The 23,874-nt window shown below is 66.8% G+C and carries 28 protein-coding genes; 22 read left to right on the plus strand and 6 right to left on the minus strand.

What is annotated here, in order from left to right:
• Positions 1–102 (minus strand): transposase (locus AC1DOX_RS12925; protein WP_441619856.1); only part of this gene is annotated, 102 nt, incomplete at its 3' end.
• A 92-nt stretch (positions 103–194) separates the two neighbouring features.
• Positions 195–1,757, minus strand: coding sequence for a helicase HerA-like C-terminal domain-containing protein (locus tag AC1DOX_RS12930; protein WP_441619648.1), 1,563 nt, complete (start codon positions 1,755–1,757; stop codon positions 195–197).
• On the opposite strand from AC1DOX_RS12930, the gene AC1DOX_RS12935 reads away from it, so the two are divergent.
• From AC1DOX_RS12935 to AC1DOX_RS13000, 14 genes are all read left to right on the plus strand, one after another.
• Positions 1,756–1,905 (plus strand): hypothetical protein, encoded by a 150-nt coding sequence (locus AC1DOX_RS12935; protein ID WP_441619650.1) that lies wholly within the window; start codon positions 1,756–1,758, stop codon positions 1,903–1,905. The genes AC1DOX_RS12930 and AC1DOX_RS12935 overlap by 2 nt on opposite strands.
• A gap of 214 nt (positions 1,906–2,119) precedes the next feature.
• Entirely contained in the window at positions 2,120–2,845 is a 726-nt protein-coding gene (locus tag AC1DOX_RS12940; protein ID WP_441619652.1) for a YebC/PmpR family DNA-binding transcriptional regulator, read from the plus strand.
• 81 nt (positions 2,846–2,926) lie between these two features.
• Entirely contained in the window at positions 2,927–4,195 is a 1,269-nt protein-coding gene (gene purD, locus AC1DOX_RS12945; protein ID WP_092139021.1) for a phosphoribosylamine--glycine ligase, read from the plus strand.
• A gap of 123 nt (positions 4,196–4,318) precedes the next feature.
• Positions 4,319–5,230: an oxygen-dependent coproporphyrinogen oxidase gene (gene hemF, locus AC1DOX_RS12950; RefSeq protein ID WP_441619654.1), complete on the plus strand. Its 912-nt coding sequence runs from the start codon at positions 4,319–4,321 to the stop codon at positions 5,228–5,230.
• Positions 5,231–5,241: 11 nt separating this feature from the next.
• Entirely contained in the window at positions 5,242–5,949 is a 708-nt protein-coding gene (locus AC1DOX_RS12955; protein ID WP_441619656.1) for a nicotinate-nucleotide adenylyltransferase, read from the plus strand.
• A 46-nt stretch (positions 5,950–5,995) separates the two neighbouring features.
• Entirely contained in the window at positions 5,996–6,751 is a 756-nt protein-coding gene (gene rsfS / locus AC1DOX_RS12960) for a ribosome silencing factor (RefSeq protein WP_441619658.1), read from the plus strand.
• A gap of 58 nt (positions 6,752–6,809) precedes the next feature.
• The gene (gene rlmH, locus AC1DOX_RS12965; RefSeq protein WP_441619660.1) at positions 6,810–7,289 is read left to right on the plus strand and encodes a 23S rRNA (pseudouridine(1915)-N(3))-methyltransferase RlmH; all 480 of its coding nucleotides are present in this window, start codon (positions 6,810–6,812) and stop codon (positions 7,287–7,289) included.
• Positions 7,290–7,377: 88 nt separating this feature from the next.
• Positions 7,378–8,019 carry a Maf family protein gene (locus AC1DOX_RS12970; RefSeq protein ID WP_441619662.1) on the plus strand — a complete coding sequence of 214 codons (642 nt, stop codon included), beginning with the start codon at positions 7,378–7,380 and terminating at the stop codon, positions 8,017–8,019.
• A 111-nt stretch (positions 8,020–8,130) separates the two neighbouring features.
• Positions 8,131–9,594, plus strand: a complete 1,464-nt coding sequence (gene rng, locus AC1DOX_RS12975; RefSeq protein ID WP_477101397.1) for a ribonuclease G — start codon at positions 8,131–8,133, stop codon at positions 9,592–9,594.
• Between the two features lie 210 nt (positions 9,595–9,804).
• A complete protein-coding gene (gene phnC, locus AC1DOX_RS12980) occupies positions 9,805–10,659 on the plus strand; it encodes a phosphonate ABC transporter ATP-binding protein (RefSeq protein WP_477101398.1) in 855 nt (284 codons plus the stop codon).
• Between the two features lie 57 nt (positions 10,660–10,716).
• Complete coding sequence (gene phnD, locus AC1DOX_RS12985; protein ID WP_441619668.1) at positions 10,717–11,697, plus strand: phosphonate ABC transporter substrate-binding protein; 981 nt, start codon at positions 10,717–10,719, stop codon at positions 11,695–11,697.
• 78 nt (positions 11,698–11,775) lie between these two features.
• Positions 11,776–12,588 (plus strand): phosphonate ABC transporter, permease protein PhnE, encoded by an 813-nt coding sequence (gene phnE, locus AC1DOX_RS12990; RefSeq protein WP_092139040.1) that lies wholly within the window; start codon positions 11,776–11,778, stop codon positions 12,586–12,588.
• Positions 12,589–12,615: 27 nt separating this feature from the next.
• Positions 12,616–13,158 carry a phosphonate degradation HD-domain oxygenase gene (locus tag AC1DOX_RS12995; RefSeq protein WP_441619670.1) on the plus strand — a complete coding sequence of 181 codons (543 nt, stop codon included), beginning with the start codon at positions 12,616–12,618 and terminating at the stop codon, positions 13,156–13,158.
• The gene (locus AC1DOX_RS13000; RefSeq protein WP_441619672.1) at positions 13,158–13,613 is read left to right on the plus strand and encodes a GNAT family N-acetyltransferase; all 456 of its coding nucleotides are present in this window, start codon (positions 13,158–13,160) and stop codon (positions 13,611–13,613) included. Before AC1DOX_RS12995 ends, AC1DOX_RS13000 begins: the two co-directional genes overlap by 1 nt.
• Before the next feature lie 146 nt (positions 13,614–13,759).
• Here the strand turns inward: AC1DOX_RS13000 and phnN are convergent, their stop codons facing one another.
• The 4 genes from phnN to phnF form a co-directional block, all read right to left on the minus strand.
• Positions 13,760–14,359, minus strand: a complete 600-nt coding sequence (gene phnN / locus AC1DOX_RS13005; protein ID WP_441619674.1) for a phosphonate metabolism protein/1,5-bisphosphokinase (PRPP-forming) PhnN — start codon at positions 14,357–14,359, stop codon at positions 13,760–13,762.
• Positions 14,356–15,087, minus strand: a complete 732-nt coding sequence (locus AC1DOX_RS13010) for a DUF1045 domain-containing protein (protein ID WP_477101399.1) — start codon at positions 15,085–15,087, stop codon at positions 14,356–14,358. Before AC1DOX_RS13010 ends, phnN begins: the two co-directional genes overlap by 4 nt.
• Complete coding sequence (locus AC1DOX_RS13015; RefSeq protein WP_441619678.1) at positions 15,084–16,301, minus strand: alpha-D-ribose 1-methylphosphonate 5-triphosphate diphosphatase; 1,218 nt, start codon at positions 16,299–16,301, stop codon at positions 15,084–15,086. Before AC1DOX_RS13015 ends, AC1DOX_RS13010 begins: the two co-directional genes overlap by 4 nt.
• 93 nt (positions 16,302–16,394) lie before the next feature.
• Positions 16,395–17,129 (minus strand): phosphonate metabolism transcriptional regulator PhnF, encoded by a 735-nt coding sequence (gene phnF / locus AC1DOX_RS13020; RefSeq protein WP_441619680.1) that lies wholly within the window; start codon positions 17,127–17,129, stop codon positions 16,395–16,397.
• A 191-nt stretch (positions 17,130–17,320) separates the two neighbouring features.
• On the opposite strand from phnF, the gene phnG reads away from it, so the two are divergent.
• The 8 genes from phnG to AC1DOX_RS13060 are packed head-to-tail and all read left to right on the plus strand — an operon-like array spanning position 17,321 to position 23,854.
• A complete protein-coding gene (gene phnG, locus AC1DOX_RS13025; RefSeq protein ID WP_441619682.1) occupies positions 17,321–17,818 on the plus strand; it encodes a phosphonate C-P lyase system protein PhnG in 498 nt (165 codons plus the stop codon).
• 1 nt (position 17,819) lies between these two features.
• The gene (phnH, locus tag AC1DOX_RS13030; protein WP_441619684.1) at positions 17,820–18,464 is read left to right on the plus strand and encodes a phosphonate C-P lyase system protein PhnH; all 645 of its coding nucleotides are present in this window, start codon (positions 17,820–17,822) and stop codon (positions 18,462–18,464) included.
• 1 nt (position 18,465) lies between these two features.
• Positions 18,466–19,632 carry a carbon-phosphorus lyase complex subunit gene (locus tag AC1DOX_RS13035; protein ID WP_441619686.1) on the plus strand — a complete coding sequence of 389 codons (1,167 nt, stop codon included), beginning with the start codon at positions 18,466–18,468 and terminating at the stop codon, positions 19,630–19,632.
• Positions 19,629–20,528 carry an alpha-D-ribose 1-methylphosphonate 5-phosphate C-P-lyase PhnJ gene (locus AC1DOX_RS13040; protein ID WP_441619688.1) on the plus strand — a complete coding sequence of 300 codons (900 nt, stop codon included), beginning with the start codon at positions 19,629–19,631 and terminating at the stop codon, positions 20,526–20,528. Before AC1DOX_RS13035 ends, AC1DOX_RS13040 begins: the two co-directional genes overlap by 4 nt.
• The gene (phnK, locus tag AC1DOX_RS13045) at positions 20,525–21,301 is read left to right on the plus strand and encodes a phosphonate C-P lyase system protein PhnK (protein ID WP_441619690.1); all 777 of its coding nucleotides are present in this window, start codon (positions 20,525–20,527) and stop codon (positions 21,299–21,301) included. Before AC1DOX_RS13040 ends, phnK begins: the two co-directional genes overlap by 4 nt.
• Positions 21,302–21,306: 5 nt before the next feature.
• Complete coding sequence (gene phnL / locus AC1DOX_RS13050) at positions 21,307–22,032, plus strand: phosphonate C-P lyase system protein PhnL (protein ID WP_441619692.1); 726 nt, start codon at positions 21,307–21,309, stop codon at positions 22,030–22,032.
• A gap of 33 nt (positions 22,033–22,065) precedes the next feature.
• Complete coding sequence (locus AC1DOX_RS13055; RefSeq protein WP_441619694.1) at positions 22,066–23,280, plus strand: alpha-D-ribose 1-methylphosphonate 5-triphosphate diphosphatase; 1,215 nt, start codon at positions 22,066–22,068, stop codon at positions 23,278–23,280.
• 1 nt (position 23,281) lies between these two features.
• Positions 23,282–23,854 carry an MOSC domain-containing protein gene (locus AC1DOX_RS13060; protein ID WP_441619696.1) on the plus strand — a complete coding sequence of 191 codons (573 nt, stop codon included), beginning with the start codon at positions 23,282–23,284 and terminating at the stop codon, positions 23,852–23,854.
• Positions 23,855–23,874: the final 20 nt, after the last annotated feature.

The raw sequence follows: 23,874 nt of genomic DNA on the forward strand, positions 1-23,874 counted from the left end.
GCTGTCTACGCCATGGCGGTTGGCGATCTCATCAAAGCTTGACTGACCGTCCAGATAGTCCTGGATCACTGTCAGCCTGAACTGCTCCGAGTACCGATACATAAAAAACACCCCAAAAGTTGGTGTCCAACTTTTGGGGTGCAGTTCAATGTTGCAGGCGTTTTCTTAGGGTCCGGCGCCATCGCCGGCCAGCTTTACTTCTTCCTGCCACCACCGCCCAGCAGGCTCCCCAACACACCGCGAATCAGCTCGCGCCCGACCTGCGACCCAACCGTCCGCGCCGCCGACTTCGCCATCGATTCGAGAATCGAGTCCCCACGGCCAGTCTTGCCCGTGCCCTTGGTCAGCGAGCCGAAAATCTCGCCGGCCTGCCCCAGCCATCCGCCGCCCTCCCCTTCCTGCGGCGTCCCGCCGGCGGTCGTTGCGGCACCGCCCGCTTTTGCGCCGGTCTGCGCGCCCGCCTGCGCACCATTTCCCGCAGCAGCCACGCCACCGCGCAGCTTCTCGTACGCCGATTCGCGATCGATCGTCTTCTCATAGGCGCCTGCCACCAGCGAGTTCGCAATCAGCGCGCGACGCTCGTCGTCCGTTACCGGGCCGATACGGCTGCCCGGCGCCAGGACCCACGCGCGCTCGGTCACCGTCGGCGTGCCCTTGGCATCGAGGCACGACACCAGCGCCTCGCCCACGCCCAGTTCGCCGATCACCTGCTCCACATCGAGCTTCGGATTGGCGCGCATCGTCGTGGCCGCCACCTTGACCGCTTTCTGGTCGCGCGGCGTGAATGCGCGCAGCGCGTGCTGTACGCGATTGCCCAGCTGCCCCAGCACGGTATCGGGAATATCGACCGGATTCTGCGTCACGAAGTACACGCCCACGCCCTTGGAACGCACCAGTCGAACCACCTGTTCGATCTTGTCCAGCAGGCCCTTGGGCGCATCGTTGAACAGCAGGTGGGCCTCGTCGAAGAAGAAGACCAGCTTGGGCTTGTCGAGATCGCCCGCCTCGGGCAGCTTCTCGAACAGCTCGGACAGCATCCACAGCAGGAACGTCGCATACAGCCGCGGCGCATTCATCAGCTTGTCCGCCGACAGGATGTTGATGACGCCCTGTCCGCGCTCGGTCTGGATGAAGTCCTCGAGGTTGAGCATCGGCTCGCCGAAGAACTTGTCCGCGCCCTGCGAATCCAGCGCCACCAGCCCGCGCTGGATCGCGCCGATCGACGCCGAGGAAATATTGCCGTACTCGGTCGTGAACTGGCTGGCGTTGTCCCCCACGTACTGCAGCATCGCGCGCAGATCCTTGGCGTCGAGCAGCAGCAGACCGTTGGCATCGGCAATGCGGAACACGAGGTTCAGCACGCCCTGCTGGGTGTCGTTGAGCTCCAGCATGCGGGACAGCAGCAGCGGCCCCATGTGCGACACCGTCGCCCGGACGGGATGGCCCTTTTCGCCGAAGACATCCCACAGCGTGGTCGGGCAGGCGCCCCAGGCAGGCTCGGGCAGGCCGTGCTCGGCCATGCGGGCCTTGAGCTTGTCGGACGCCTGGCCGAGCTGGGAAATGCCTGTCAGATCACCTTTGACGTCCGCCATGAACACGGGCACGCCCAGCCGGGAAAAACCCTGCGCCAGCGTTTGCAGCGTGACGGTCTTGCCGGTGCCAGTGGCGCCGGTGATCAGGCCGTGGCGGTTGCCCATTTCGGGCAGCAGCACCAGGTCGTGGTCGGCGTTCTTGGCGATGAGGATGGGGTCGGCCATGATGGTCTCGGCGGTCAGAGGGACGGTGGCGAAAAACAACGCCGGTGCCAAGGCGATCGGCGATGCGAAGGATGATAAGAGCGGCGCTACGAAGTCAGGCGCAAGGCGCTTCGGCGCGGCAGGGGCGCGTGATAAAATCCTGCGCTGATTATAGCCAGCAGATTGGCACATCAATCACATGGCGTGGTCGCCGGATCGTCAGAAACTGTCACAGAGCCTGTCACGGAACCCTGATCCCGAGCCAGCGGCGGCACGCCGGCAATCCCTGCAATCGTCGTCACGACGCCCTTGCGCGCCGGCAAACCCGCGCAGCACCGCCTGACAACACGCTACACGACACGTTTTCCGCCTCGGAGAGAATCATGGCCGGTCATTCCAAATGGGCCAATATCAAACACAAGAAAGCCGCTGCTGACGCCAAGCGGGGCAAGATCTGGACGCGCCTGATCAAGGAAATCACCGTGGCCGCCAAGCTGGGCGGTGGTGATGCCGATTCCAACCCGCGCCTGCGCCTGTCGATCGACAAGGCCATGGACGCGAACATGCCCAAGGACAACATCCAGCGCGCCATCCAGCGCGGCGTGGGCGGCCTGGAAGGCGCCAACTACGAGGAAATCCGGTACGAAGGCTACGGCCTGGCCGGCGCCGCGATCATCGTGGATTGCCTGACCGACAACCGCACCCGCACCGTGGCCGAAGTCCGCCACGCGTTCTCCAAGCACAACGGCAACATGGGCACGGAAGGCTCCGTGGCCTTCATGTTCACGCACTGCGGCCAGTTCCTGTTCGCCCCCGGCACTCCCGAGGACAAGCTGATGGACGCCGCGCTGGAAGCCGGTGCGGACGACGTGGTGACCAACGACGACGGCTCCATCGAAGTCACCTGCCCGCCCAACGACTTCCCCGTGGTCAAGACCGCGCTGGAAGGCGCCGGCTTCAAGGCCGAAGTGGCGGACGTGGTGATGAAGCCGCAAAACGAAGTGAGCTTTACCGGCGACGACGCCGTGAAGATGCAGAAGCTGCTGGACGCCCTGGAAAACCTGGACGACGTGCAGGAAGTCTTCACCAACGCGGTGATCGAGGAGTAAGTCCTCCGCCCCGCCCCACGGCGGCAGCCCGGCTCCGGCCAGCTGCCGCTTTTCGCATGCGTTTCTTTTCTGGCAGTGATCATGAAAGTATTGGTTGTCGGCTCCGGTGGGCGTGAGCACGCACTGGCCTGGAAATTGGCCCAGTCCCCCAAGATGCAAGTGGTGTACGTCGCGCCGGGCAACGGCGGCACGGCACTCGACAAGCGCCTGCAGAACGTGCCGCTGACCGATCCGGAAGTGCTGGCCGCATTTGTCGAGCGCGAAGGCGTGGCTTTCACCGTGGTCGGCCCCGAGGCACCGCTGGCCGCCGGTATCGTCGACGTGTTCCGCGCCCGTGGCCTGCGCATCTTCGGGCCCACGCAGGCCGCCGCGCAGCTGGAATCCTCGAAGGACTTCGCCAAGGCCTTCATGCACCGCCACAACATTCCGACGGCCGCCTACCAGACGTTCGCGGACGCCGCCGGCGCGCACGCCTACATCGACGCGCAGGGCGCGCCGATCGTGATCAAGGCCGATGGCCTGGCCGCGGGCAAGGGCGTGGTCGTGGCGATGACGCTGGAAGAAGCGCACACGGCCGTCGACATGATGCTGGCCGACAACAAGCTCGGCGACGCCGGCGCACGCGTGGTCATCGAGGAATTCCTGGACGGCGAGGAAGCCAGCTTCATCGTGCTGGTGGACGGCAAGAACGTGCTGGCCCTGGCCACCAGCCAGGACCACAAGCGCCTGCTGGACGCGGACGCGGGCCCCAACACCGGCGGCATGGGCGCATATTCGCCCGCACCGGTGGTCACCCCGGCCCTGCATGCCCGCGCACTGCGCGAGATCATCATGCCGACCGTGCGCGGCATGGAAAAGGACGGCATCCCGTACACCGGCTTCCTGTACGCCGGCCTGATGATCGACAAGGACGGCAACCCGAAGACGCTGGAATTCAACTGCCGCATGGGCGATCCGGAAACCCAGCCGATCATGGCGCGCCTGAAGACCGACCTCGTCGACGTCATGGAAGCCGCCGTGGACGGCAAGCTGGACCAGATCGAGCTCGACTGGGACCGCCGCACGGCACTGGGCGTGGTAATCGCCGCGTACAACTACCCGGAAGATCCGCGCCGCGGCGATGCCATCACCGGCATCCCGGCCGAAACCGACGAAGCCGTGACGTTCCACGCCGGCACCACGCTCAAGGACGGCACGCTGCTGACCTCGGGCGGCCGCGTGCTGTGCGTGGTGGGCCTGGCCGACACCGTCAAGGCCGCCCAGCGCAATGCCTATGCCGCGGTGGAGCAGATCCGCTTCGACGGCATGCAATACCGCACCGACATTGGCTACCGCGCCATCAAGCGCTGAGTTGCGCCGGGATTCGCCCCACGCCCCGCGGGGCGAATCCAGCCGGTACAATCGTGACACCGCGATGACGGCCGGCGCCTGCGCCCGGCCGCCCTGCCACCGGCCCATCCAGACCCGCTCATCATGATCGATTCCCAGGCAGTCCGAGCCTACCTGCTCGGCCTGCAAGACCGCATCACCGACGCCATTGCCGCCGTGGACGGGCAGGCGTTCCTGACCGACAGCTGGGAGAAACCGCCCACCGAGCGCCTGCGCGGCAGTGGCCGCACTCGCATCCTGGAAGGCGGTGCCGTGATGGAACGCGCCGGCGTGGGCTTCTCGCATGTTCGCGGCGATACGCTCCCTCCGTCGGCCAGTGCCAACCGGCCGGAACTCGCCGGACGCAGCTTCGAGGCAATGGGCGTCTCGCTGGTGTTCCACCCCCGCAATCCGTACGTCCCCACGGTTCACATGAACGTGCGCTGCTTCCTGGCGGTGAAACCCGATGCCGACCCGGTCTGGTGGTTCGGCGGCGGCATGGACCTGACGCCCTACTACGGCAACGCGGACGACTGCGCACACTTCCACCGCACTTGCCAGGCGTCGCTGGCCCCGTTTGGCGATGACCTGTATCCGCGCTTCAAGCAGTGGTGCGATGAGTACTTCTTCCTGCGGCACCGCGGAGAAGCCCGCGGCATCGGTGGCGTGTTCTTCGACGATTTCTCGGCACTGGGCTTCGACCGCAGCTTTGCGATGATGCAGTCCGTGGGCGATGCCTTCCTCGATGCCTACCTGCCGATCCTCGACGCCCGCAAGGACACGCCCTACGGTGCGCGCGAACGCGACTTCCAGGCCTATCGCCGCGGCCGCTACGTGGAATTCAACCTGGTCTTCGACCGTGGCACGCTGTTTGGCCTGCAATCGGGCGGTCGCGCCGAATCCATCCTGATGTCGATGCCGCCGCAGGTGACCTGGCGCTACGACTGGCAACCCGAGCCGGGCAGCGCCGAAGCCGCGCTGTACACCGACTTCCTGCCGGCACGCGAGTGGGCCTGACGGCGAGTGTGATGACTGTTCCTGCCTCCTCTCCCTCCCCCCGCACCCCCGCCGACACCGACCGACCGTACCGCCTGGGCATCCTAGGCGGCACTTTCGACCCGCCGCACCGCGGCCATGTCGCGCTGGCGCAGTTGTGCATCGACCACCTGGCGCTGGACGAACTGGTCTGGATTCCCACCGGTCACTCCTGGCAAAAGGGTGGCCACGTGACGCCTTCGTCCGACCGGCTGGCCATGACCGAGCTGGCCGCGGCGACAATCGACGGCGGCAATGCCACGATCCGCGTCAGCCGCATGGAAGTGGACCGCGATGGCCCCAGCTATACGGTCGACACCGTCCGCCACCTGCGTGATGCGTACGGCCCGAATACCTCCATGTCCTGGCTGATGGGGGCCGACCAGTTGTTGCGCCTGCACACATGGCACGGCTGGGAAGCCCTGTTCGAGCAGGTGCACCTTTGCATCGCCACCCGCCCCGGCTTCGACCTGGCCGCGCTGGACGGCCCGGTGCTCGCCGCCATGAACGACCGGCTGGCGGACACGCACCTGATACAATGCACGCCCTCCGGCCGGATGTGGATCGACCAGACGCTTGCCGTCGACCTGTCCTCCACCGGCCTGCGCCAGCGCCTGGCCGACGGCCAGCCGGCGGATGACCAACTGCCTGCCGGCGTGGCACACTACATCGCGAGTCACGGGTTGTACCGCAACTCCTGAGCCGGCTCGCACCCCTACCCGAATGAAGCTGAACAAGAAAGACACCATGGATATTCGTAAACTGCAACGCGCCATCGTCGACGGGCTCGAGGATGTCAAAGCGCAGGACATCAAGGTGTTCGACACCACTCACCTGACCGAATTGTTCGACCGGGTGGTGATCGCCAGCGGCAATTCGAACCGCCAGACCAAGGCGCTCGCGGCGTCCGTGCGGGATACGGTGAAGGATGCCGGCGGCCATATCGTGGCCGTGGAAGGGCTGGAGACCGGCGAATGGGTGCTGGTGGACTGCGGCGATGCCGTGGTGCACATCCTGCAACCGCAACTGCGCCTGTACTACAACCTGGAAGAAATCTGGGGCGACAAGCCGGTGCGCCTGAAGCTCGCCGCCAAGCGCGGCCTGGTCAAGGCCAGCGAGCCGATGGATGGCGAAGACGAAGACGAGGCGGCCGCACCGCGCGTGCGCCGCGCATCGAACCTGCGCCCGGCGCTGGCCCGCCTGCCGGAAGGCATGAAGGAACCTTCGCCGCCGATGGGCCACGAGGACACCGACCCGGACGCGATTGCCACGATCCGCAAGCCGGTGCGCAAGACGAGCACCGGCACGGCCGTCAAGACCACGACGGCACGCAAGACCGCCAGCGGCACGACGGCACGCAAGACGACCGCCGCCAAGGCCCCCGTGAAGAAGGCTGCTGCGAAGGCCCCCGCCAAGACGTCGGGCAGGACGGCAACGAAGACGACGGCCAAGCCCGCAACCAAGACGGCCGCGCCGCGCAAGCGCGCCACGCGCTCGGCCTGATCCACACGTTTGGCCCGATCGGCTGATCGCCTGACCCTGCATCCACCGGGCATCGCATATGCAACTCGTCATCGTGGCCGTTGGCCACAAGATGCCCGGCTGGATCGAAACCGGCTTTGCGGAGTATGCCAAGCGCATGCCGCCCGAACTGCGCATCGAGCTGCGCGAGGTCAAGCCGGAAGCCCGTTCCTCCAGCAACAACGCCGCCACCGTGATGCAGCGCGAGGCCGCGCGCATCGAGTCGATCCTAGGCTCGCTGTCCAGGCAATGCCGCATCGTTGCGCTCGATGAGCGCGGGCGCGACTTCACCACGGTCCAGCTGGCCGAACAACTGACCGGCTGGCAACGCGATGGCGGCGACGTCGCCTTCCTGATCGGCGGCGCCGATGGCCTCGACCCGGCCCTCAAGGCCCGGGCCCAGACGCTGATTCGTCTTTCCAGCCTGACCCTGCCGCACGGCATGGTGCGCGTGCTACTGGCCGAGCAGCTCTATCGCGCCTGGTCGGTCACCCAGAACCACCCCTACCACCGCGTCTGAGCTCGCCTGGGCTCAACCGGGTACGTCCGCGCGCGGCATCCGCGCATATCCCCGGCGGGTACAATCGGCACACCACGGGCCGCCCGGCATGCCGCCGCGCGGCCGCGTCATTTCCAAGCCTGCCGTGACCGCCGACATCCTCTACCTCGCCTCCCAAAGCCCCCGACGCCGCGAACTCCTGACGCAGTTGGGCGTGCCGTACGAACTCCTGCTGGCCGATGACGGCGAAGACGCCGAGGCACTGGAGGCCGTGCTGCCCGGCGAGACCCCCGACGCGTACGTCCAGCGCGTCTGCGCGCTCAAGGCCGAAGCCGCCCTGCGCCGCCGCGAACGCCGCGGCCTGCCCGATGCCCCGATCCTCACCTCGGATACCACGGTTTGCCGGGGCGGCGACATCCTCGGCAAGCCCGCGGACGCCGCCGACGCCGCGGCCATGCTCGCCGCACTGTCCGGCACCACCCATCGCGTACTAACCGCCGTGACCGTGATTTCCTCGCTGGGCCTGCGTCACGCGCTGTCGATCTCCCACGTCACTTTCCGCGCGATGGCAAGCGCCGAGATCGACCGCTACGTGGCCAGCGGCGAGCCCCTCGGAAAGGCCGGCGCATACGGCATTCAGGGCCGTGCGGCCGAGTTTGTCGAGCGGATCGACGGGAGCTATTCGGGTATCATGGGCTTGCCTTTGTTCGAGACCGCGGCACTGCTACGCGAGGCTGGCCTGCGCTTCTGAGCGCGACACCCTCCCGGCTGCGTCTGACACGGCAGGCAGGGGTCAGAAGTCCGGTCAGCCGCCGGACGACAACAACAAGCGCCGGCATACCGGCGACGCGCATCCACCGCTATGACTGAAGACATCCTCGTCAACATCACGCCGCAAGAAACGCGCGTTGCCATCGTGCAGCAGGCTGCCGTCCAGGAACTGCATGTCGAACGCACGCTCACACGCGGGCTGGTCGGCAACATCTACCTGGGCAAGGTCGTGCGTGTGCTGCCGGGCATGCAATCCGCTTTCATCGACGTAGGTCTCGAGCGGGCCGCGTTCCTGCACGTTGCCGACATCTGGCACCCGCGCGACCCGGACAAGAACGGCGCCGCCCCGCTGGCCATCGAGAAGACGTTGTACGAAGGCCAGGCGCTGATGGTGCAGGTCATCAAGGACCCGATCGGCACCAAGGGCGCGCGGCTTTCCACGCAGGTCAGCATCGCCGGCCGCACGCTGGTGTACCTGCCGCAGGATCCGCATATCGGCATCTCGCAACGCATCGAGGGCGAGGTGGATCGCGAAGCGCTGCGCGCGCGCGTGCAGGGCCTGGTGCCGACCGACGAGCGCGGCGGCTTTATCGTCCGCACGATCGCGGAGGAAGCCACCGACGAGGAACTGGGCAACGACATCGCCTACCTGCGCAAGATCTGGGCGGCGATCCGGCTCAATGCCACCACGCAGCCGGCGCCGAGCCTGCTCTACCAGGACCTGAACCTGGCGCAGCGCGTGCTGCGCGACTTCATCAATGACGCCACCGGCGTGATTCAGATCGATTCGCGCGAGAACTACCAGAAACTCGTGGAGTTCGCGCAGGAGTACACCCCGGCCGTGCTGGCGCGCCTGTCGCACTACACGGGCGAACGGCCGATCTTCGACCTGTTCAACATCGACGCCGAGATCGAAAAGGCGCTGTCGCGCCGCGTGGACCTGAAGTCCGGCGGCTATCTGATGATCGACCAGACCGAGGCGATGACGACGATCGACGTCAACACCGGCGGCTACGTGGGCGCGCGCAACTTCGACGACACGATCTTCAAGACCAATCTCGAGGCCGCCCACACCATCGCGCGCCAGCTGCGCCTGCGCAACCTGGGCGGCATTATCATCATCGACTTCATCGACATGGAGAACGTCGAGCATCGCGATGCGGTGCTCTCCGAACTCAAGCGTGCGCTGTCGCGAGACCGCACGCGCATCACGGTGAACAGCTTCTCGCAGTTGGGGCTGGTGGAGATGACGCGCAAGCGCACGCGCGAATCGCTCGCGCACGTGCTGTGCGAGCAGTGCCCGGTGTGCTCGGGCAAGGGCCAGGTCAAGACGCCGCGCACGGTGTGCTACGACATCTTCCGCGAGATCATGCGCGAGTCGCGCCAGTTCAATCCGCGCGAGTTCCGCATCCTGGCCTCGCAGGACGTCATCGACCTGTTCCTCGAAGAAGAGAGCCAGCATCTGGCGATGCTCGGCGACTTCATCGGCAAGCCGATCTCGCTGCAGGTGGAATCGACGTTCCACCAGGAACAGTACGACATCATCCTGATGTAATAGGTAGCCGGGCGATGGCGCCCGGCTGATCGCCTGTGTGACCGGTCGCCCGACCGGGAGCCGCCGGTGCGGTGAAATCGATTTCATCGCGCTGCATGGCCGCCGAATGCCTCACCCCCGATACATCCATCGGAAAACCTCCGTCTCACGTCATCGTTCTGTCATCGGCCCCCGCCAGAATGCGCAAGTCATTCAAGCAAGGGAGTCGACATGACGCATGCAATTGAAGTCCGCGGACTGAGCAAATCGTTCCGCGCGGACCGCAAGGCGCTTGACGATGTCACGCTGCACGTCGCGCCGGGCGAAATGGTCGCCCTGCTGGGCGCTTCGGGTTCGGGCAAGTCCACGCTGCTGCGCCACGTGGCCGGATTCATCACGGGCGATGCCGGCGCGGGTGAGATCCTCGTCAACGGTCGCACCGTGCAGCGTAATGGTCGTCTGGCCGGCAACGTGCGCAAGGTGCGCGCCGAAATCGGCTTTGTGTTCCAGCAGTTCAACCTCGTGGGCCGCCTGCCGGTGATCACGAACGTACTGGTCGGCATGCTGACCCGCATCCCCAAGTGGCGCAGCCTGCTGCGTATCTTCAGGGCTGGCGAAGTCCAGGCCGGGCTCGATGCCCTCGCGCAAGTTGGTATAGACGACTATGCGTTTCAGCGCGCCTCGACGCTCTCCGGCGGGCAGCAGCAACGCGCGGCCATCGCCCGCACGCTGGTGCAGAACGCGCGCGTGATCCTGGCCGACGAGCCGATTGCCTCGCTCGATCCGGAATCGTCGCGCCGTGTGATGACGCTGCTCTCGCAGATCAATCGCACGCGCAAAGTGGCCGTGGTGGTGTCGCTGCATCAGGTAGACGTAGCGATGCGCTACTGCCCGCGCGTCGTGGCACTGCGTCAGGGCAAGGTCGTCTACGACGGCCCGTCCGCCGCGCTCACGCCCAGCATGCTGCGCGATCTCTATGGCACGGAGGCCGACGAGTTGCTGCACGACTCCGTGCCCGAAGCAAACGCGTCCACCGAGGGCATGCCTGTGCCCGCGATGGTCACGATGAATCTCGCGGCAGCCTGAACGGCCGCTCGCGCATCCCAGTTCTTACCCCCAAGCGTATCCAAACCGGAGTTATCCATGCTTCGCAGAACCTTTCTCGCCGTGGTGGCCTCGGGTGTCGTCGCCCTGCCCGCATTCGCGCAGGACGCCAAGACCCTGAACATCGGCTTCATCTCGACGGAATCGTCGTCGAACCTGAAATCCGCCTGGCAACCGCTGATCGATGACCTCAGCAAGACGCTGGGCGTGCAGGTCAAACCCTTCTTCGCTTCCGATTACGCCGGCATCATCGAAGGCATGCGCTTCAACAAGGTGCAGATCGCCTGGTTCGGCAACAAGTCCGCCATGGAAGCCGTGGACCGCGCCAGCGGCGAAGTGTTTGCTTCCGTGATCGACAAGGACGGCAACCCGGGCTACTGGTCGCTGCTGATCGTCAGCAAGGACAGCGACCTGAAGAGCGTCGAAGACGTGATCAAGCGCGGCAAGGACCTGAGCTACGGCGCCGGCGATCCGAACTCCACGTCGGGCACCGCCGTGCCCGGCTACTACCTGTGGGCGGCCAACAAGGTGGAACCGAAGACCCTGTTCAAGGCCGTGCGCATCAGCAACCACGAAACCAACCTGCTGTCCGTGCTGAACAAGCAGGTGGACGTGGCGGTGAACAATACCGAGAACTTCGAGCGGTATCGCATCAACACGGGCAAGAACGCCTATGACCAGGTGCGCGTGCTGTGGAAGTCCCCGCTGATCCCGGCCGACCCGATGGTCTACCGCAAGGACCTGTCGCCCGATCTGAAGAAGAAGATCCAGACCTTCTTCGTGAACTACGGCAAGGGCGCCGACGCCGCGCGCGAAAAGCAGGTGCTGGCCACGCTGACCTACCAGGGCTTCCGTCCCTCGTCCGACGCGCAGTTGGTGCCGATCCGCCAGATCGAGCTGGCCAAGGAAAAATCCAAGATCGAATCGGACAGCACGCTGGCCGCCGCCGACAAGGAAAAGCAACTTGCCGAAGTGACCCGCCGCCTGGCCGAGCTGGACAAGGCCATCAGCACGCAATAAGCCCCACCCGCCGGGGCCGATGGCGCCACGCGGCGTCGGCCCCGCGCCGTTGTTACCTGCCTCCTACCGGATTGCCCCATGACTGCCACCGCCAGGCCCGGCCTGCCTCCCTCGCCCCAAAGTAACGTCCGGCCGCCGCGCACCTCCCTCTCCGTGATGCTGATCTGGGCGATCGTGCTGGCCATGCTCGCCATGTCCTGGGAGGGCGCCGACATGCGTCCGCTGGACCTGTTGCGCGATTCCGGCAACATGGCGAAGTTCGCCGCCGATTTCTTCCCGCCCAACTTCCGCGACTGGCAAAACTACCTCGACGAGATGCTCGTCACGGTCCAGATCGCGCTGTGGGGCACCGCCATCGCCGTGGTGATGGCCGTACCGCTGGGCCTGCTGTGTTCGGCCAACATCGTGCCGGCCTGGGTGTATCAGCCGGCGCGCCGCATCATGGATGCCTGCCGCGCCATCAACGAGATGGTCTTCGCCATGCTGTTCATCGTGGCAGTCGGCCTCGGGCCATTCGCCGGCGTGCTGGCGATCTGGATCCACACCACCGGCGTGCTGGCCAAGCTGTTTGCCGAAGCGGTGGAAGCCATCGATCCGCGCCCCGTGGAAGGCGTGCGCGCCACCGGCGCCGGCCCGATCGAGGAGATCGTCTACGGCGTGATTCCGCAGGTCCTGCCGCTCTGGCTGTCGTTCGCGCTGTATCGCTTCGAGTCGAATGTGCGTTCGGCGTCGGTGGTCGGCATCGTCGGCGCCGGCGGCATCGGCACCGTGCTGTGGGAAATCATCCGCAGCTTCCAGTACGCGCAGACCTGTGCCGTGATGATCATCATCATCCTGTTTGTCACGGCCATCGACATCATCTCGGCGCAAATCCGCAAGGTCCTCGTCTGAGACCTGCGCAGCGACTATAGTCAAACCATGCTGACCCTGACCCGCATCGAAACCCTGTTTGCCAATCACGGCACCGCCTACTACGGCGGCGAGGTCATCAGCCAGACTGCGCACGCGCTCCAGTGCGCGCAGCTGGCGGAGCACGCCGGCGAGCCCGAGCCACTGATCGTGGCCGCCTTGCTTCATGACGTCGGCCACCTGATGCTGGCGGAAAGCAGCACCACCGACATGCGCCACCAGGAAGCTGCCGCCAATGCGCTGGCTGCCCTGTTCGGCGATGACGTCACCGAACCAGTGCGCCTGCACGTGGCTGCCAAGCGCTACCTGTGCGCCACCGATGCGGCCTACTTCGACACGCTGTCGCCCGCCTCGGTGCACAGCCTGGCGCTGCAGGGCGGCCCGTACGACGCCGCGCAGGCCGACACCTTCGCCGCCAACCGCCACGCCGATGCGGCGGTGCGTCTGCGCCGCTACGACGACCTGGCGAAGGTCGTCGACCTGGCCACGCCGCCGATGGGGCACTACCTCGACATGGCCGCGCGCTGCGCGCGTCCTGCTGCGTTGCCGTGATGAGCGAGATGGTCCTGACCCTGCGCGAGGTGCGCGGTTCCGATGCCGAGCTGCTGCACCTCTCCGCGTTGCTTGCCGCGATGGATGACGAGCCACCGCTGCCGTTGGCCACGATGCGCGAGCGCTATGCCACGATGCGCCGCTATCCGGACTATCGCTGCTATCTGATGGTGGACGAAAGCGAAGTGCCGCTCGGCACCTTCAGCCTGCTGGTGTTTCCCGTGATGGTCCACGACGGTCGCCCAGAGGCGATTGTCGAGGCTGTGGTGGTCGCGCCGTCGGCGCGCGGCATGGGAATCGGCAAGGCGATGATGCGGGAGGCGATGCGCCTGGCCCGCGAGGCCGGCGCCGCCAAGCTGGCGCTGTCATCGAACGCGCGCCGCCTGCAGGCGCATCAGTTCTATCGCCAGCTCGGGTTTACCGAGCACGGCATCAGCTTCAGCACCGATCTCTGACATGAAGGCCTAGTTCGCCGAACTGCGCTTCAAGCCAGCAATTCTGACTAACGATTCAGGCCAGCCATTCGAGCGCGGATGTCGGTTTTGTACTGAAGCCTGGAACCTCGGCCGGGGATTTCCGACTCGAGGCTCCGGCCCGAATCTCAGACTTGCGATGCTGGCACTGACGTGACGCCCACCAACTGTGCAAACGTCGCCGCGGACGCCTCCAGTGCGCCGCTGTTGTCGATCTCCACGAGCTGGCAGCCTGCCGGCACATCGAAGGCTCGCCCCGCGCGCGCCAGGCGCTTCTCGATCGCCTCTTCCGATTCGCGGCCGCGCTGGCGCAATCGTGCCGCCAGCACCTCCGGCTTCACGCGCACGTGCACGGCGCACAGCTTCGGGTAGCGTGCGACGGCTTCCGGCAGATACTCGCGCGAACCGTTGACGATGACCTTCAGCCCTTTATCCAGCCAGTGCTCGATCTCCACGCCGATGCCGTAGTGCAGTCCGTGGCTGTGCCAGTCCAGCGCCATGCAGCCGAGGGCCTTGCGGCGGTGGAACTCGTCGGCGGAAAGCGCCACCGACGCCTCGTTGGCGTCGGCATCGCGCGTGATGTAGCGATGCGCAACCACGATGCGGTCGTCGGGCCCCAGGCGCTCACGAAGCGCGCGCAGCAGCGAATCCTTGCCGCTGCCGGACGGCCCCATGACGTAGAACAGGCCGTCACCGTCGGCAGTGGTATGGGTCGTAGGGGCGCTCATGCGTCCAGGTACGCCGCGCCGGCGCCATCGAGGGTACTGCCGTTGAAACCGTAGTGCCGCGCGGCGATGAAGTCGGCGCCCGGCTTCGGCTGCACGAACACGCTGATGCCATCGACGTGGAGTGGCGTCTCAAGCAACCCGATGCCCGCGGCGGATAGTCGCGCGAGCGCGGCGGCCGCGTTGGCGGCGTCGAGCATGCCGGTCAGCGTGATGTGGAACGTGAAGGTCTCGAAGACGTAGGGGTAGCCCCAGGCGTCCAGCATGCGGCGCTCCTCCGCCGTCAGCCGCTCCGGCCTGCGCTTGGCGAGCTCATCAGCGGTGGCCGGTGCACGGAAACGCTCGAACGTGCGCACGCAGGCATCCGCAAGCGCATGCATCTGGCGCGGGCCCTCGGCGCCATCGTCCAGGCACCACGCGACAAAGCCGCGCAACGCGCGCAGTGTCAGCGGGGCATCGAATCCTTCCCGGCCACGCACGAAGTCCCGCACGGCGGCATCGAGCATCGGCGCATCGGTGCCCGCCGCAAGCCGGAACGGTGGCTTCAGCGTGGCATGCAGGCCGTAGTGCGCCGGGGCCTTGACCCAGTCAGCGGGGCGCGGCTCCATGCCTTTCGGCATGCACAGCGCTGCGCCCGTATCGGCATTGCGGCCGAGCCATTGACTGCCGAACGATCGGAACGGCTCGGCCGGCGCGAGGTAGATCGCGTAACGGTGCGCTTGCATGGTCACGCGGCCAGGCTGCCCGCATCGGCATAGTCGGCATCGGCGATGTCGATCAGCGGCAACGCCGTCGTCGCCTGTTTCAGCTCGCCATGGACGATGGTGCCGCAGACACGCGGCAGGCCAGGCTGGCGATCATCGACCAGGATGGCGTCGGCGCGCAGGCCCGGCAGCAGCGTGCCACGATCGCGCAGGCCAGCGGCGCGGGCCGGATTGCGCGACACCAAATGCCAGGCGCTGGCCAGGTCCACCACCCCCAGTTGCGCCAGCTTGAACGCGGCCTGCAGCGGGGCGGGATAGTAGTAGTCGGACGCCAGCACCGTGCACAGGCCCGCCGCGACCATCTCCGTCGCGTTGGGTGCGCCGGTATGACTGGTGCCGCGCACGACGTTCGGCGCGCCGAACACGGTTTCATCGCCAAGCTGGCGAGCCAGCGTGGCGGCTTCGATCGTCAGCGGGAATTCGGCAATGCCACAGCCCTGGCGGTGATAGTGCTGTCGCGTGGCCACGTCCGGATCATCGTGCGAGGCCACCGGCAAGCCTGCCGCGCGCGCGGCGGCGATCAGGCGCGACATGGCGGCTGGCACCTCCTGCGCATTGCGGCTGGCCACGCGCAGGCGGCTGCGGAATGTCTCGGCGTCGCATTCGGCACGCTCGGCGTACTGCAGCATCTTGCGGTCGTCGGCCATGCGGCGCGCCATGGTCGGCAGGTGATCGTTGATCGACAGCAGCCCCACGCGGCCATCGGCCATCCACGACAGCGCGGTCTCCACGCCAGCGAGGTGATAGGCTTCGAAGCGCAGATGAACCTTGTGCGCGGCACCCAGCACTGGTTGCAACTGCGCGAGCGCCTCGAACATGCGTAGCGCGTACGCTTCGCCGCGCAGGCCGCCTTCCCAGGACAGCGTCACGCCGTGGAATTCGGTGGTGATGCCGTGCGCCAGCAATTGCCGGTCCACATCGATCAGCGCCCCCGCATACGGGAAGCTGACACCGGGACGCGGCATCACCGCGCGCTCGAATGCGTCGCCGTGAATGTCGACGATGCCAGGCAACACCAGCAGGTCGCCAGCATCGATACAGGGGCCGGATGCTGGCACTTGCTGCGCCACGTTGCCATCCAGAAAGCCCAGCGTCGCCGGGCCGATGCCACCGGCACCCAGTACCCGGCGGCCCGTGATCCCCACGAGTGGGGGCGATTGCGTTTGATTTGTCGTATGCATAGGCAACACGTTAGCGCTGACAGATGACAGACGGATGTCTAGACCAATGCGGCGAGGCCGTCTCACTGTACGGCAACGTCGCAACCCTTGTGCTCAGTCGTTGTCGGACACGGTGAGCTGAACCCAGTCGCCGGCAAACCTCACCATGCTGTACTGCACAGGTGCGCCATCGATATCGACGTTCAGCGCTTCCACCTGCAGCACGGGACGCGTCTTCGGCTGGTTCAGCAGCCGCGCCACCGGCGCGCTTGGCATGGCGGCCGTGATGCGCGACCACTTGCGCGTGTAGTCCGCGATGCCGAAATGCGCCAGTGCGCGCGAGATCGATTGCATCTCACGCAGTTGCGCGTCCATGGCCGGGAACCGCTTGAGATCGAAATAGTGCTCGGCGACGTCGATGGTGCGGTCCTCGGCCTTGCCGACCATCTGCACGTGCAGGACTTCGGCCGTGCGCGGCAGGCCCAGGTGCTTGGCCACTTCCGGTGCGCGCACGACCTGGCTATCGAGAATCTCCATGTGCCCGCGCATGCCCTGCGCGGCCAGGTTCTGCGAAAACCGCGTGCGGCGCCCGATCGCGTAGTCGATGGCGTGTTCCTGCACGAAGGTGCCGCGGCCTTGCTCGATCCGCACCAGCCCGCTCAGCTCCAGCTCGCCCATGGCGCGCCGGATGGTGTGGCGGTTCACGGCGAACCGCGTGGCCAGCTCCGGCTCAGGCGGCAGCTGCTCGCCGGGGCCATACAGCTTGTTGCGGATGTCGTCCGCCAGCGCCTCGCCAATCTGGCGCCACACGGCCACGCCGGAGCCGCGTTCGACTTCTCGATCAGACATCTTGCCCTGCCCTCTTGTCATCAAGCATTCATCAATACCATGCGATTGTGCCTCAGCCCCGGGGCGCCCGTCCCGCGTCTCGGCAAGTGTCCGAGCAATCGCCGGACCCGTCATGAAACGTTCATCTGGCTGTGGTCTAGTAGCGCCGTGTTGTGGTAGTTTACATCTAAACGTATAGACGTATAGGGGTGATGATGCAAAGCGAAACCGCCAATCAGGCCAACGCGGCCCGCGCCGCATGGCTGCGGATCCTGGCGCTGGCGCAAACGGACGCGCTCGATGCGGCCTACGCGCGGCTCGGCGAGTCGGGTGCCCTGCCCGGCTACCGCCTGCTGCGCAAGCCGGAATCCGGCATGGCGATGGTGCGGGCCCGCGCAGGCGGCACCGGTGCCCAGTTCAACCTGGGCGAAGTCACGGTCACGCGCTGCGCGGTCGTCCTGGAAGACGGCGATGCGGGCAGCGTCGATGGCACGGCAGGCGTGGCCTACGTGCAGGGGCGCGGCGTGCGCCATGCGGAGCAGGCGGCCGTACTGGATGCCCTGCTGCAGCGTCCAGCCTGGCATCAGCGCGTGCAGGACATCGTGCTGGCGCCGCTGGCTCAGACCCTTGCCGAGCACGCGGCGCACGAGGCGGCCACCGCCGCCCAGACGCGCGTCGAGTTCTTCACCATGGTCCGCGGAGAGGACTGACATGCCGACCATCCCATCGATCCCACCGATCCCGACCACCACCGCTATGCCTGCCACCCCGGCCACCTCGCTGCTGCCCGGCTTCGACAACCCGGTCGACGACGCGCAGCAAGTGTTTCGCGCCACGCTGGAAGCATTTGCCCATCCGGGTCGCGTGGAGACCCTGCCCGTTACCAGCGGCCTGCCCGATGGCCTGTCGCCCGCGCTGGCCGCGCTGCTGCTGACGCTGGCCGATCCCGACACGCCGGTCTGGCTGCCTGCAGACGTACCCGCCGCGGCACGCGCGTTCCTGCGCTTCCATTGCGGCTGCCCGCTGGTGGACGACCTCGGCGCCGCGACCTTCGTCTGCGTGCCCGCTGGACATGCCATGCCGAACCTGGCCGACTGTGCGCAAGGCGTACCGGCCTATCCGGATCGCTCGGCCACGCTGATGATGGAAGTCGCCTCGCTGACCGAAGGCGACACGCTGACGCTGCGCGGTCCCGGTATCGAGGCCACGCAGGCGCTGCGCGTCGCCGGCCTGCCCGCCGACTTCCGCGCCCGCTGGCGCGCCAACAACGCGGGCTTTCCGCTCGGCGTGGACCTGCTGCTGGCCAGCGCCCACCAATTCAGCGCACTGACGCGCACCACGCAAGTGGAGGACTGACATGTACGTTGCCGTCAAAGGGGGCGAACGCGCCATCCTGAATTCCTACCAGATGCTCGACACGTATCGTCGCGGCGATACGTCGGTGCCAGAACTCGCGCTCGCGCAGATCCGCGAACAGATGCCGCTGGCGGTGTCGCGCGTGATGGCCGAGGGTTCGCTGTACGACCCGCACCTGGCCGCGCTGGCATTGAAGCAGGCGGCCGGCGACCAGATCGAGGCCATCTTCCTGCTGCGCGCGTATCGCACCACGCTCGCGCGCTTTGGCTATACCCAGCCGGTGGACACCGGCACGATGCGCCTGCAACGCCGGATCTCGTCGACGTTCAAGGACGTGCCGGGCGGCCAGGTGCTGGGCCCGACCTACGACTACACGCAGCGCCTGCTGGATTTCTCGCTCGAAGCGGGCCGCGAACCGGCACCGCTGCCGCCATCGGCGGAACCGCTCGCCGCGAGCATGCCGCGCGTGACGGGCCTGCTGGAAGCAGAAGAACTGGTGGAAGCCGACGAGGTTCCCGCCGGCGACCCCACGCCGCCGGACCTGACGCGCGAGCCGCTGACGTTCCCTGCCAGCCGCGCCGCGCGGCTGCAGAACCTGGCGCGCGCCGACGAAGGCTTCCTGCTGTCGATGGGTTACTCGACGCAACGCGGCTACGGCAACTCGCATCCGTTCGCGGCGGAGATCCGCTACGGCACGGCCGAAGTCGAACTATTTGTCGAAGAGCTTGGGTTCGCCGTGACGATCGGCGAAGTCGAGCTGACCGAATGCCAGATGGTCAGCCAGTTTGCCGGCAACGCCGAGGAAGCCCCGCGCTTCACGCGCGGCTACGGCCTGGTGTTCGGCTACAACGAACGCAAGGCGATGTCGATGGCGCTGGCCGACCGCGCGATGCGCGCCGGAGAACTTGGCGAAGCCGCCGACGCCCCGGCCAACGACATCGAGTTCATGCTGTACCACAGCGATAACGTCGAGGCCTCCGGCTTCGTGCAGCATCTGAAGCTGCCCCACTACGTGGACTTCCAGGCCAACCTGGAACTGCTGCGCCGCCTGCGCGCGGAGGCGGATGCCGCCAACCTGGCCTCCACCGCACCGCAACCCGTGCCGCAGGTTCAGCCACCCACCGAGCCACAATCCCGGCCGCAATCGCAAGAGGAGACGCTGGCATGAGTCAGGTCAACGCCACCCCGGGCGCTGTCGCCCGCGACGATCACTACAACTTCGGCTACCTCGACGAATCGACCAAGCGCATGCTGCGCCGCGCGCTGCTCAAGGCCGTGGCCATCCCCGGCTACCAGGTCCCGTTCGGCAGCCGCGAAATGCCGCTGCCCTACGGGTGGGGCACCGGCGGCATCCAGGTCACCGCCGCGATCATCGGCAAGCAGGATGTGCTCAAGGTGATCGACCAGGGTTCGGACGACACCACCAACGCCATCAACATTCGCCGCTTCTTCGGCCGCGTGACCGGCGTGCAGACCACCGAGCGTACCGCGGAGGCAAGCATCATCCAGACGCGTCACCGCATTCCGGAAACGCCGCTGCGCGCAGGCCAGACGATGGTGTACCAGGTGCCCATCCCCGAGCCGCTGCGCTGGCTGGAGCCGAGCGAGACCGAAACCCGCACCATGCACTCGCTAGCCGAATACGGCGCGATGCACGTCAAGCTCTACGAGGACATCGCCCATCACGGGCACATCGCCACCACCTACGACTATCCCGTGATCGTCAACCAGCGCTACATGATGCGGCCGTCGCCGATTCCCAAGTTCGACAATCCCAAGCTCGACCGCAGCCCCGCGCTAATGTTGTTCGGCGCCGGACGCGAGAAGCGCGTCTATGCCGTGCCGCCGTACACTTCGGTCAGGAGCCTGGACTTCGTCGATCATCCGTTCACCGTGGAAAAGTGGTCGAGCTGCTGCGCGCAGTGCGGAGCCACGGACAGCTACCTCGACGAAATCATCACCGACGATGCCGGCACACGCCTGTTCGTGTGCTCGGATACCGAGTACTGCGCCGACCGTCAGGCCACGCAGGCCGTGAAAGCGGCGGCGGGAGGTGCGCAATGAGCGCGACTCCGCTGCTGTCGGTACGCAACCTCACGCGTACCTGGGATGGCGTGCATGGCTGCCATGACGTCAATTTCGATCTCTACCCGGGCGAGGTGCTCTGCGTGGTAGGTGAATCGGGCTCCGGCAAGAGCACGCTGTTGCAGGCCTTGTCGATGCAGGCACCGCCGCAGCGCGGCAGCGTCAGCTACGACATGCGCGAGTCCGGTCTGACCGACCTGGCCGCGCTGTCCAGCGCACGCATGCGCCTGCTGGCCCGCACCGACTGGGGCTTCGTGCGCCAGCACGCTCGCGACGGGCTGCGCATGCAGGTCAGCGCCGGCGCCAACATCGCCGAGCGCCTGATGGCCGTGGGCGAGCGTCACTATGGCGACCTGCGCGAAATCGCCGGCGCCTGGCTCGAGAAGATGGAGATCGACCTGGCCCGCCTGGACGATGTGCCCAGCACCTTCTCGGGTGGCATGCAGCAACGCCTGCAGATCGCCCGCAACCTGGTCACGCATCCGCGCCTGGTGTTCATGGACGAGCCGACGGCGTCGCTGGACGTCTCCGTGCAGGCCCGCCTGCTGGACCTGTTGCGCCGCCTGGTGACCGACCTTGGCCTCGCCGCCATCCTCGTCACGCACGACCTGGCCGTGGCGCGCCTGCTGGCACATCGCACGCTGGTCATGCAGGGCGGGCGCGTGGTGGAGCAGGGCCTGACCGACCAGATCCTCGACGACCCCCAGCACCCTTACACGCAACTGCTGGTTTCCTCCATCCTGCAGGGCTGACGACGATGCAAGCTGAGAATGCACAGAAGCTGATTGAGGTCCGTGGCCTCGGCAAGATGTTCACGTTGCACAACCAGGGCGGCATCCGCCTGCCCGTGCTGCGTGCGATCGATTTCGACGCCGCCCGCGGCGAATGCCTGGTCCTGTCGGGCCGCTCCGGCACCGGCAAGAGCACGCTGCTGCGCTGCCTGTACGGCAACTACCTGGCCACCGAAGGCACCATCCGCCTGCGCGACACCAGCACCGAAGGCGAGCCGTGGGTCGAGCTGACCAATGCCCCGGAGCAACGCGTGCTAAAACTGCGCCGCGACGTGATCGGCTACGTCAGCCAGTTCCTGCGTGCGATTCCGCGCGTGTCAGCGCTGGACGTGGTGGCCGACCCCCTGCAGCAGCGCGGCGCCAGCCACGAGGAAGCCCGGGCCCGGGCCGCCGTGCTGCTGGAGCGCCTGAACCTGCCGCGTCGCCTGTGGGATCTGCCTCCTGCCACGTTCTCGGGTGGCGAGCAGCAGCGCGTGAACATCGCTCGCGGGCTGATCGGCGACCATCCGATCCTGCTGCTCGACGAGCCGACCGCCTCGCTCGATGCCGACAACCGCGCCGTGGTGATCGAACTGATCCGGGAAGCGCTGGCCGAAGGCCGCGCCCTGATCGGGATTTTCCACGACGACGCCGTCCGTGATGCGGTGGCCACGCGCCTGCTGCCGCTGCAGCCGGTCACCGCCCTCGCCTGACCCGAACTGACCAGACCTGAAACGGAATCGGACATGTCTGCTACCTATCTGACGCACGCCACCCTGGTGCTGCCCGACCGCGTGCTGCAAGACAGCGCATTGCTGATCGACGACGGCCGCATCGCCGCCATCGAACCCGCGCCATCCGCGGTGCCCGCCCAAGCCACTGTGATCGACCTTCGCGGCCATGCCGTGATGCCGGGCCTGATCGACGTGCATTGCGACGCAATCGAAAAGGAAGCCGAGCCGCGCGCCAACGTGCTGTTCCCTCTGGACTTCGCCGTGGCCCAGGTGGACCGCCGCAACGCCGCGGCCGGCATCACCACGCCGTACCACGCGCTGTCGTTCGCCAGCAATCAGTTTGGCGTGCGCAACAACGACACTGCGGCCACGCTGGTGCGCACCGTGTCCGCGTATCGCGAACACAGCCTCGTCGACAATCGCATCCACTGCCGCTATGAAGTCACCGACGCCGCCGCCGTGCCGGTGCTGGAGATGCTGATGGAAGAAGGCGTGGTCGACCTGCTGTCCGTGATGGATCACTCGCCGGGCCAGGGCCAGTTCAAGACACTGGATGCCTATCTGTCGTACATGATGGGCAACCACGGCATGAGCCGCCAGGAAGCCGCCGATGCCGCGGCAAAGAAGACCGCCGAGCTCGACGGCGCGCATGAACGCGTGAGCCGGCTGGTGGCAAAGGCACACGCGCTGGGCATTCCCACTGCGAGCCACGACGACGACTCCCCGCAGCGCATCGCCGCCATGCACGCACTGGGCGTGCGTATGAGCGAGTTCCCGATCAACGTCGAGACCGCGCAGGCCGCTTCGACGCATGCGCTGCCGACGATCCTCGGCGCGCCCAACGTACTGCGCGGCAAGAGCCAAAGCGGGTCGATGCGTGCGATCGATGCGATCCATGCCGGCGTGGGCAACATCCTCTGCTCGGACTACCAGCCGTCGACGCTGATTGCCGCGACCTTTGCCGCTGCGCGCCTGGCCGGGTTGCCGCTCAACGAGGCACTGGCGCTGGTCACCGCCAACCCGGCCGACGCCTGCCTGCTGACGGATCGCGGGCGACTGGTGCCAGGCGCCCGCGCCGACGTGATCGCCGTGGCCAGCGTGGCGGGCCAGCCGCTGGTCACGCATACGTGGTCGGCCGGCCGGCTGGTCTTTGCAGCAGGCTACCCGGCGGTGCGGCATGCGGCCGCACACGCGGCGCCGCGTGAAGCCGTGCGCGAGGTGGCCTGAGATGGCGACGGGGCCCGTGGATGCGCCGGTGGGTGCCGGGGTACGTGTTGTTGCCGTCAGCCGCAGCCCGGCCCACGGGTTCAGCAAACCGCGCGAGGATGCCATCCGGCTCCTCGCCGGACTTGGGGTGGAAGGCGATGCCCACGCGGGCGTCACCGTGCAGCATCGCTCACGCGTGGCCGTCGATCCGACCCAGCCGAACCTGCGCCAGGTCCACCTTATCCACGCGGAACTGCACGCCGCGCTGGCGGAGGCGGGCTTCGACGTCGGTTATGGGGAACTGGGCGAGAACATCACCACGCAAGGAATCGATCTGCTGCGTCTGCCCACGGGCACACGCCTGCACATCGGCACCGCCGAGATCGAAATCACTGGCCTGCGCAATCCGTGCGCGCAGATCGACCAGTTCCGAAAGGGGCTGCGCGGGCAGTTGGTGTATCGGGATGCGTTGGGGGCACTCGTACGCAAGGCGGGCGTGATGGGAGTGGTGCTGGCGGGCGGCATGGTGCGCCCTGGCGATGTGATCGAAACGGTGCTGCCAGCGCTCCCGCATCGCGCGCTGGAACGCGTGTAGCGACCACATTCTCTGAATAT

It is taken from the genome of Cupriavidus sp. 01L415, from assembly GCF_056400065.1.

Coding starts and splice junctions, on each gene's coding strand:
- AC1DOX_RS12935 (WP_441619650.1), top strand. CDS start 1,756: ATGATGGTCTCGGCGGTCAGAGGGACGGTGGCGAAAAACAACGCCGGT.
- AC1DOX_RS12930 (WP_441619648.1), bottom strand. CDS start 1,757: ATGGCCGACCCCATCCTCATCGCCAAGAACGCCGACCACGACCTGGTG.
- AC1DOX_RS12940 (WP_441619652.1), top strand. CDS start 2,120: ATGGCCGGTCATTCCAAATGGGCCAATATCAAACACAAGAAAGCCGCT.
- purD (WP_092139021.1), top strand. CDS start 2,927: ATGAAAGTATTGGTTGTCGGCTCCGGTGGGCGTGAGCACGCACTGGCC.
- hemF (WP_441619654.1), top strand. CDS start 4,319: ATGATCGATTCCCAGGCAGTCCGAGCCTACCTGCTCGGCCTGCAAGAC.
- AC1DOX_RS12955 (WP_441619656.1), top strand. CDS start 5,242: ATGACTGTTCCTGCCTCCTCTCCCTCCCCCCGCACCCCCGCCGACACC.
- rsfS (WP_441619658.1), top strand. CDS start 5,996: ATGGATATTCGTAAACTGCAACGCGCCATCGTCGACGGGCTCGAGGAT.
- rlmH (WP_441619660.1), top strand. CDS start 6,810: ATGCAACTCGTCATCGTGGCCGTTGGCCACAAGATGCCCGGCTGGATC.
- AC1DOX_RS12970 (WP_441619662.1), top strand. CDS start 7,378: ATGCCGCCGCGCGGCCGCGTCATTTCCAAGCCTGCCGTGACCGCCGAC.
- rng (WP_477101397.1), top strand. CDS start 8,131: ATGACTGAAGACATCCTCGTCAACATCACGCCGCAAGAAACGCGCGTT.
- phnC (WP_477101398.1), top strand. CDS start 9,805: ATGACGCATGCAATTGAAGTCCGCGGACTGAGCAAATCGTTCCGCGCG.
- phnD (WP_441619668.1), top strand. CDS start 10,717: ATGCTTCGCAGAACCTTTCTCGCCGTGGTGGCCTCGGGTGTCGTCGCC.
- phnE (WP_092139040.1), top strand. CDS start 11,776: ATGACTGCCACCGCCAGGCCCGGCCTGCCTCCCTCGCCCCAAAGTAAC.
- AC1DOX_RS12995 (WP_441619670.1), top strand. CDS start 12,616: ATGCTGACCCTGACCCGCATCGAAACCCTGTTTGCCAATCACGGCACC.
- AC1DOX_RS13000 (WP_441619672.1), top strand. CDS start 13,158: ATGAGCGAGATGGTCCTGACCCTGCGCGAGGTGCGCGGTTCCGATGCC.
- phnN (WP_441619674.1), bottom strand. CDS start 14,359: ATGAGCGCCCCTACGACCCATACCACTGCCGACGGTGACGGCCTGTTC.
- AC1DOX_RS13015 (WP_441619678.1), bottom strand. CDS start 16,301: ATGCATACGACAAATCAAACGCAATCGCCCCCACTCGTGGGGATCACG.
- phnF (WP_441619680.1), bottom strand. CDS start 17,129: ATGTCTGATCGAGAAGTCGAACGCGGCTCCGGCGTGGCCGTGTGGCGC.
- phnG (WP_441619682.1), top strand. CDS start 17,321: ATGATGCAAAGCGAAACCGCCAATCAGGCCAACGCGGCCCGCGCCGCA.
- phnH (WP_441619684.1), top strand. CDS start 17,820: ATGCCGACCATCCCATCGATCCCACCGATCCCGACCACCACCGCTATG.
- AC1DOX_RS13035 (WP_441619686.1), top strand. CDS start 18,466: ATGTACGTTGCCGTCAAAGGGGGCGAACGCGCCATCCTGAATTCCTAC.
- AC1DOX_RS13040 (WP_441619688.1), top strand. CDS start 19,629: ATGAGTCAGGTCAACGCCACCCCGGGCGCTGTCGCCCGCGACGATCAC.
- phnK (WP_441619690.1), top strand. CDS start 20,525: ATGAGCGCGACTCCGCTGCTGTCGGTACGCAACCTCACGCGTACCTGG.
- phnL (WP_441619692.1), top strand. CDS start 21,307: ATGCAAGCTGAGAATGCACAGAAGCTGATTGAGGTCCGTGGCCTCGGC.
- AC1DOX_RS13055 (WP_441619694.1), top strand. CDS start 22,066: ATGTCTGCTACCTATCTGACGCACGCCACCCTGGTGCTGCCCGACCGC.
- AC1DOX_RS13060 (WP_441619696.1), top strand. CDS start 23,282: ATGGCGACGGGGCCCGTGGATGCGCCGGTGGGTGCCGGGGTACGTGTT.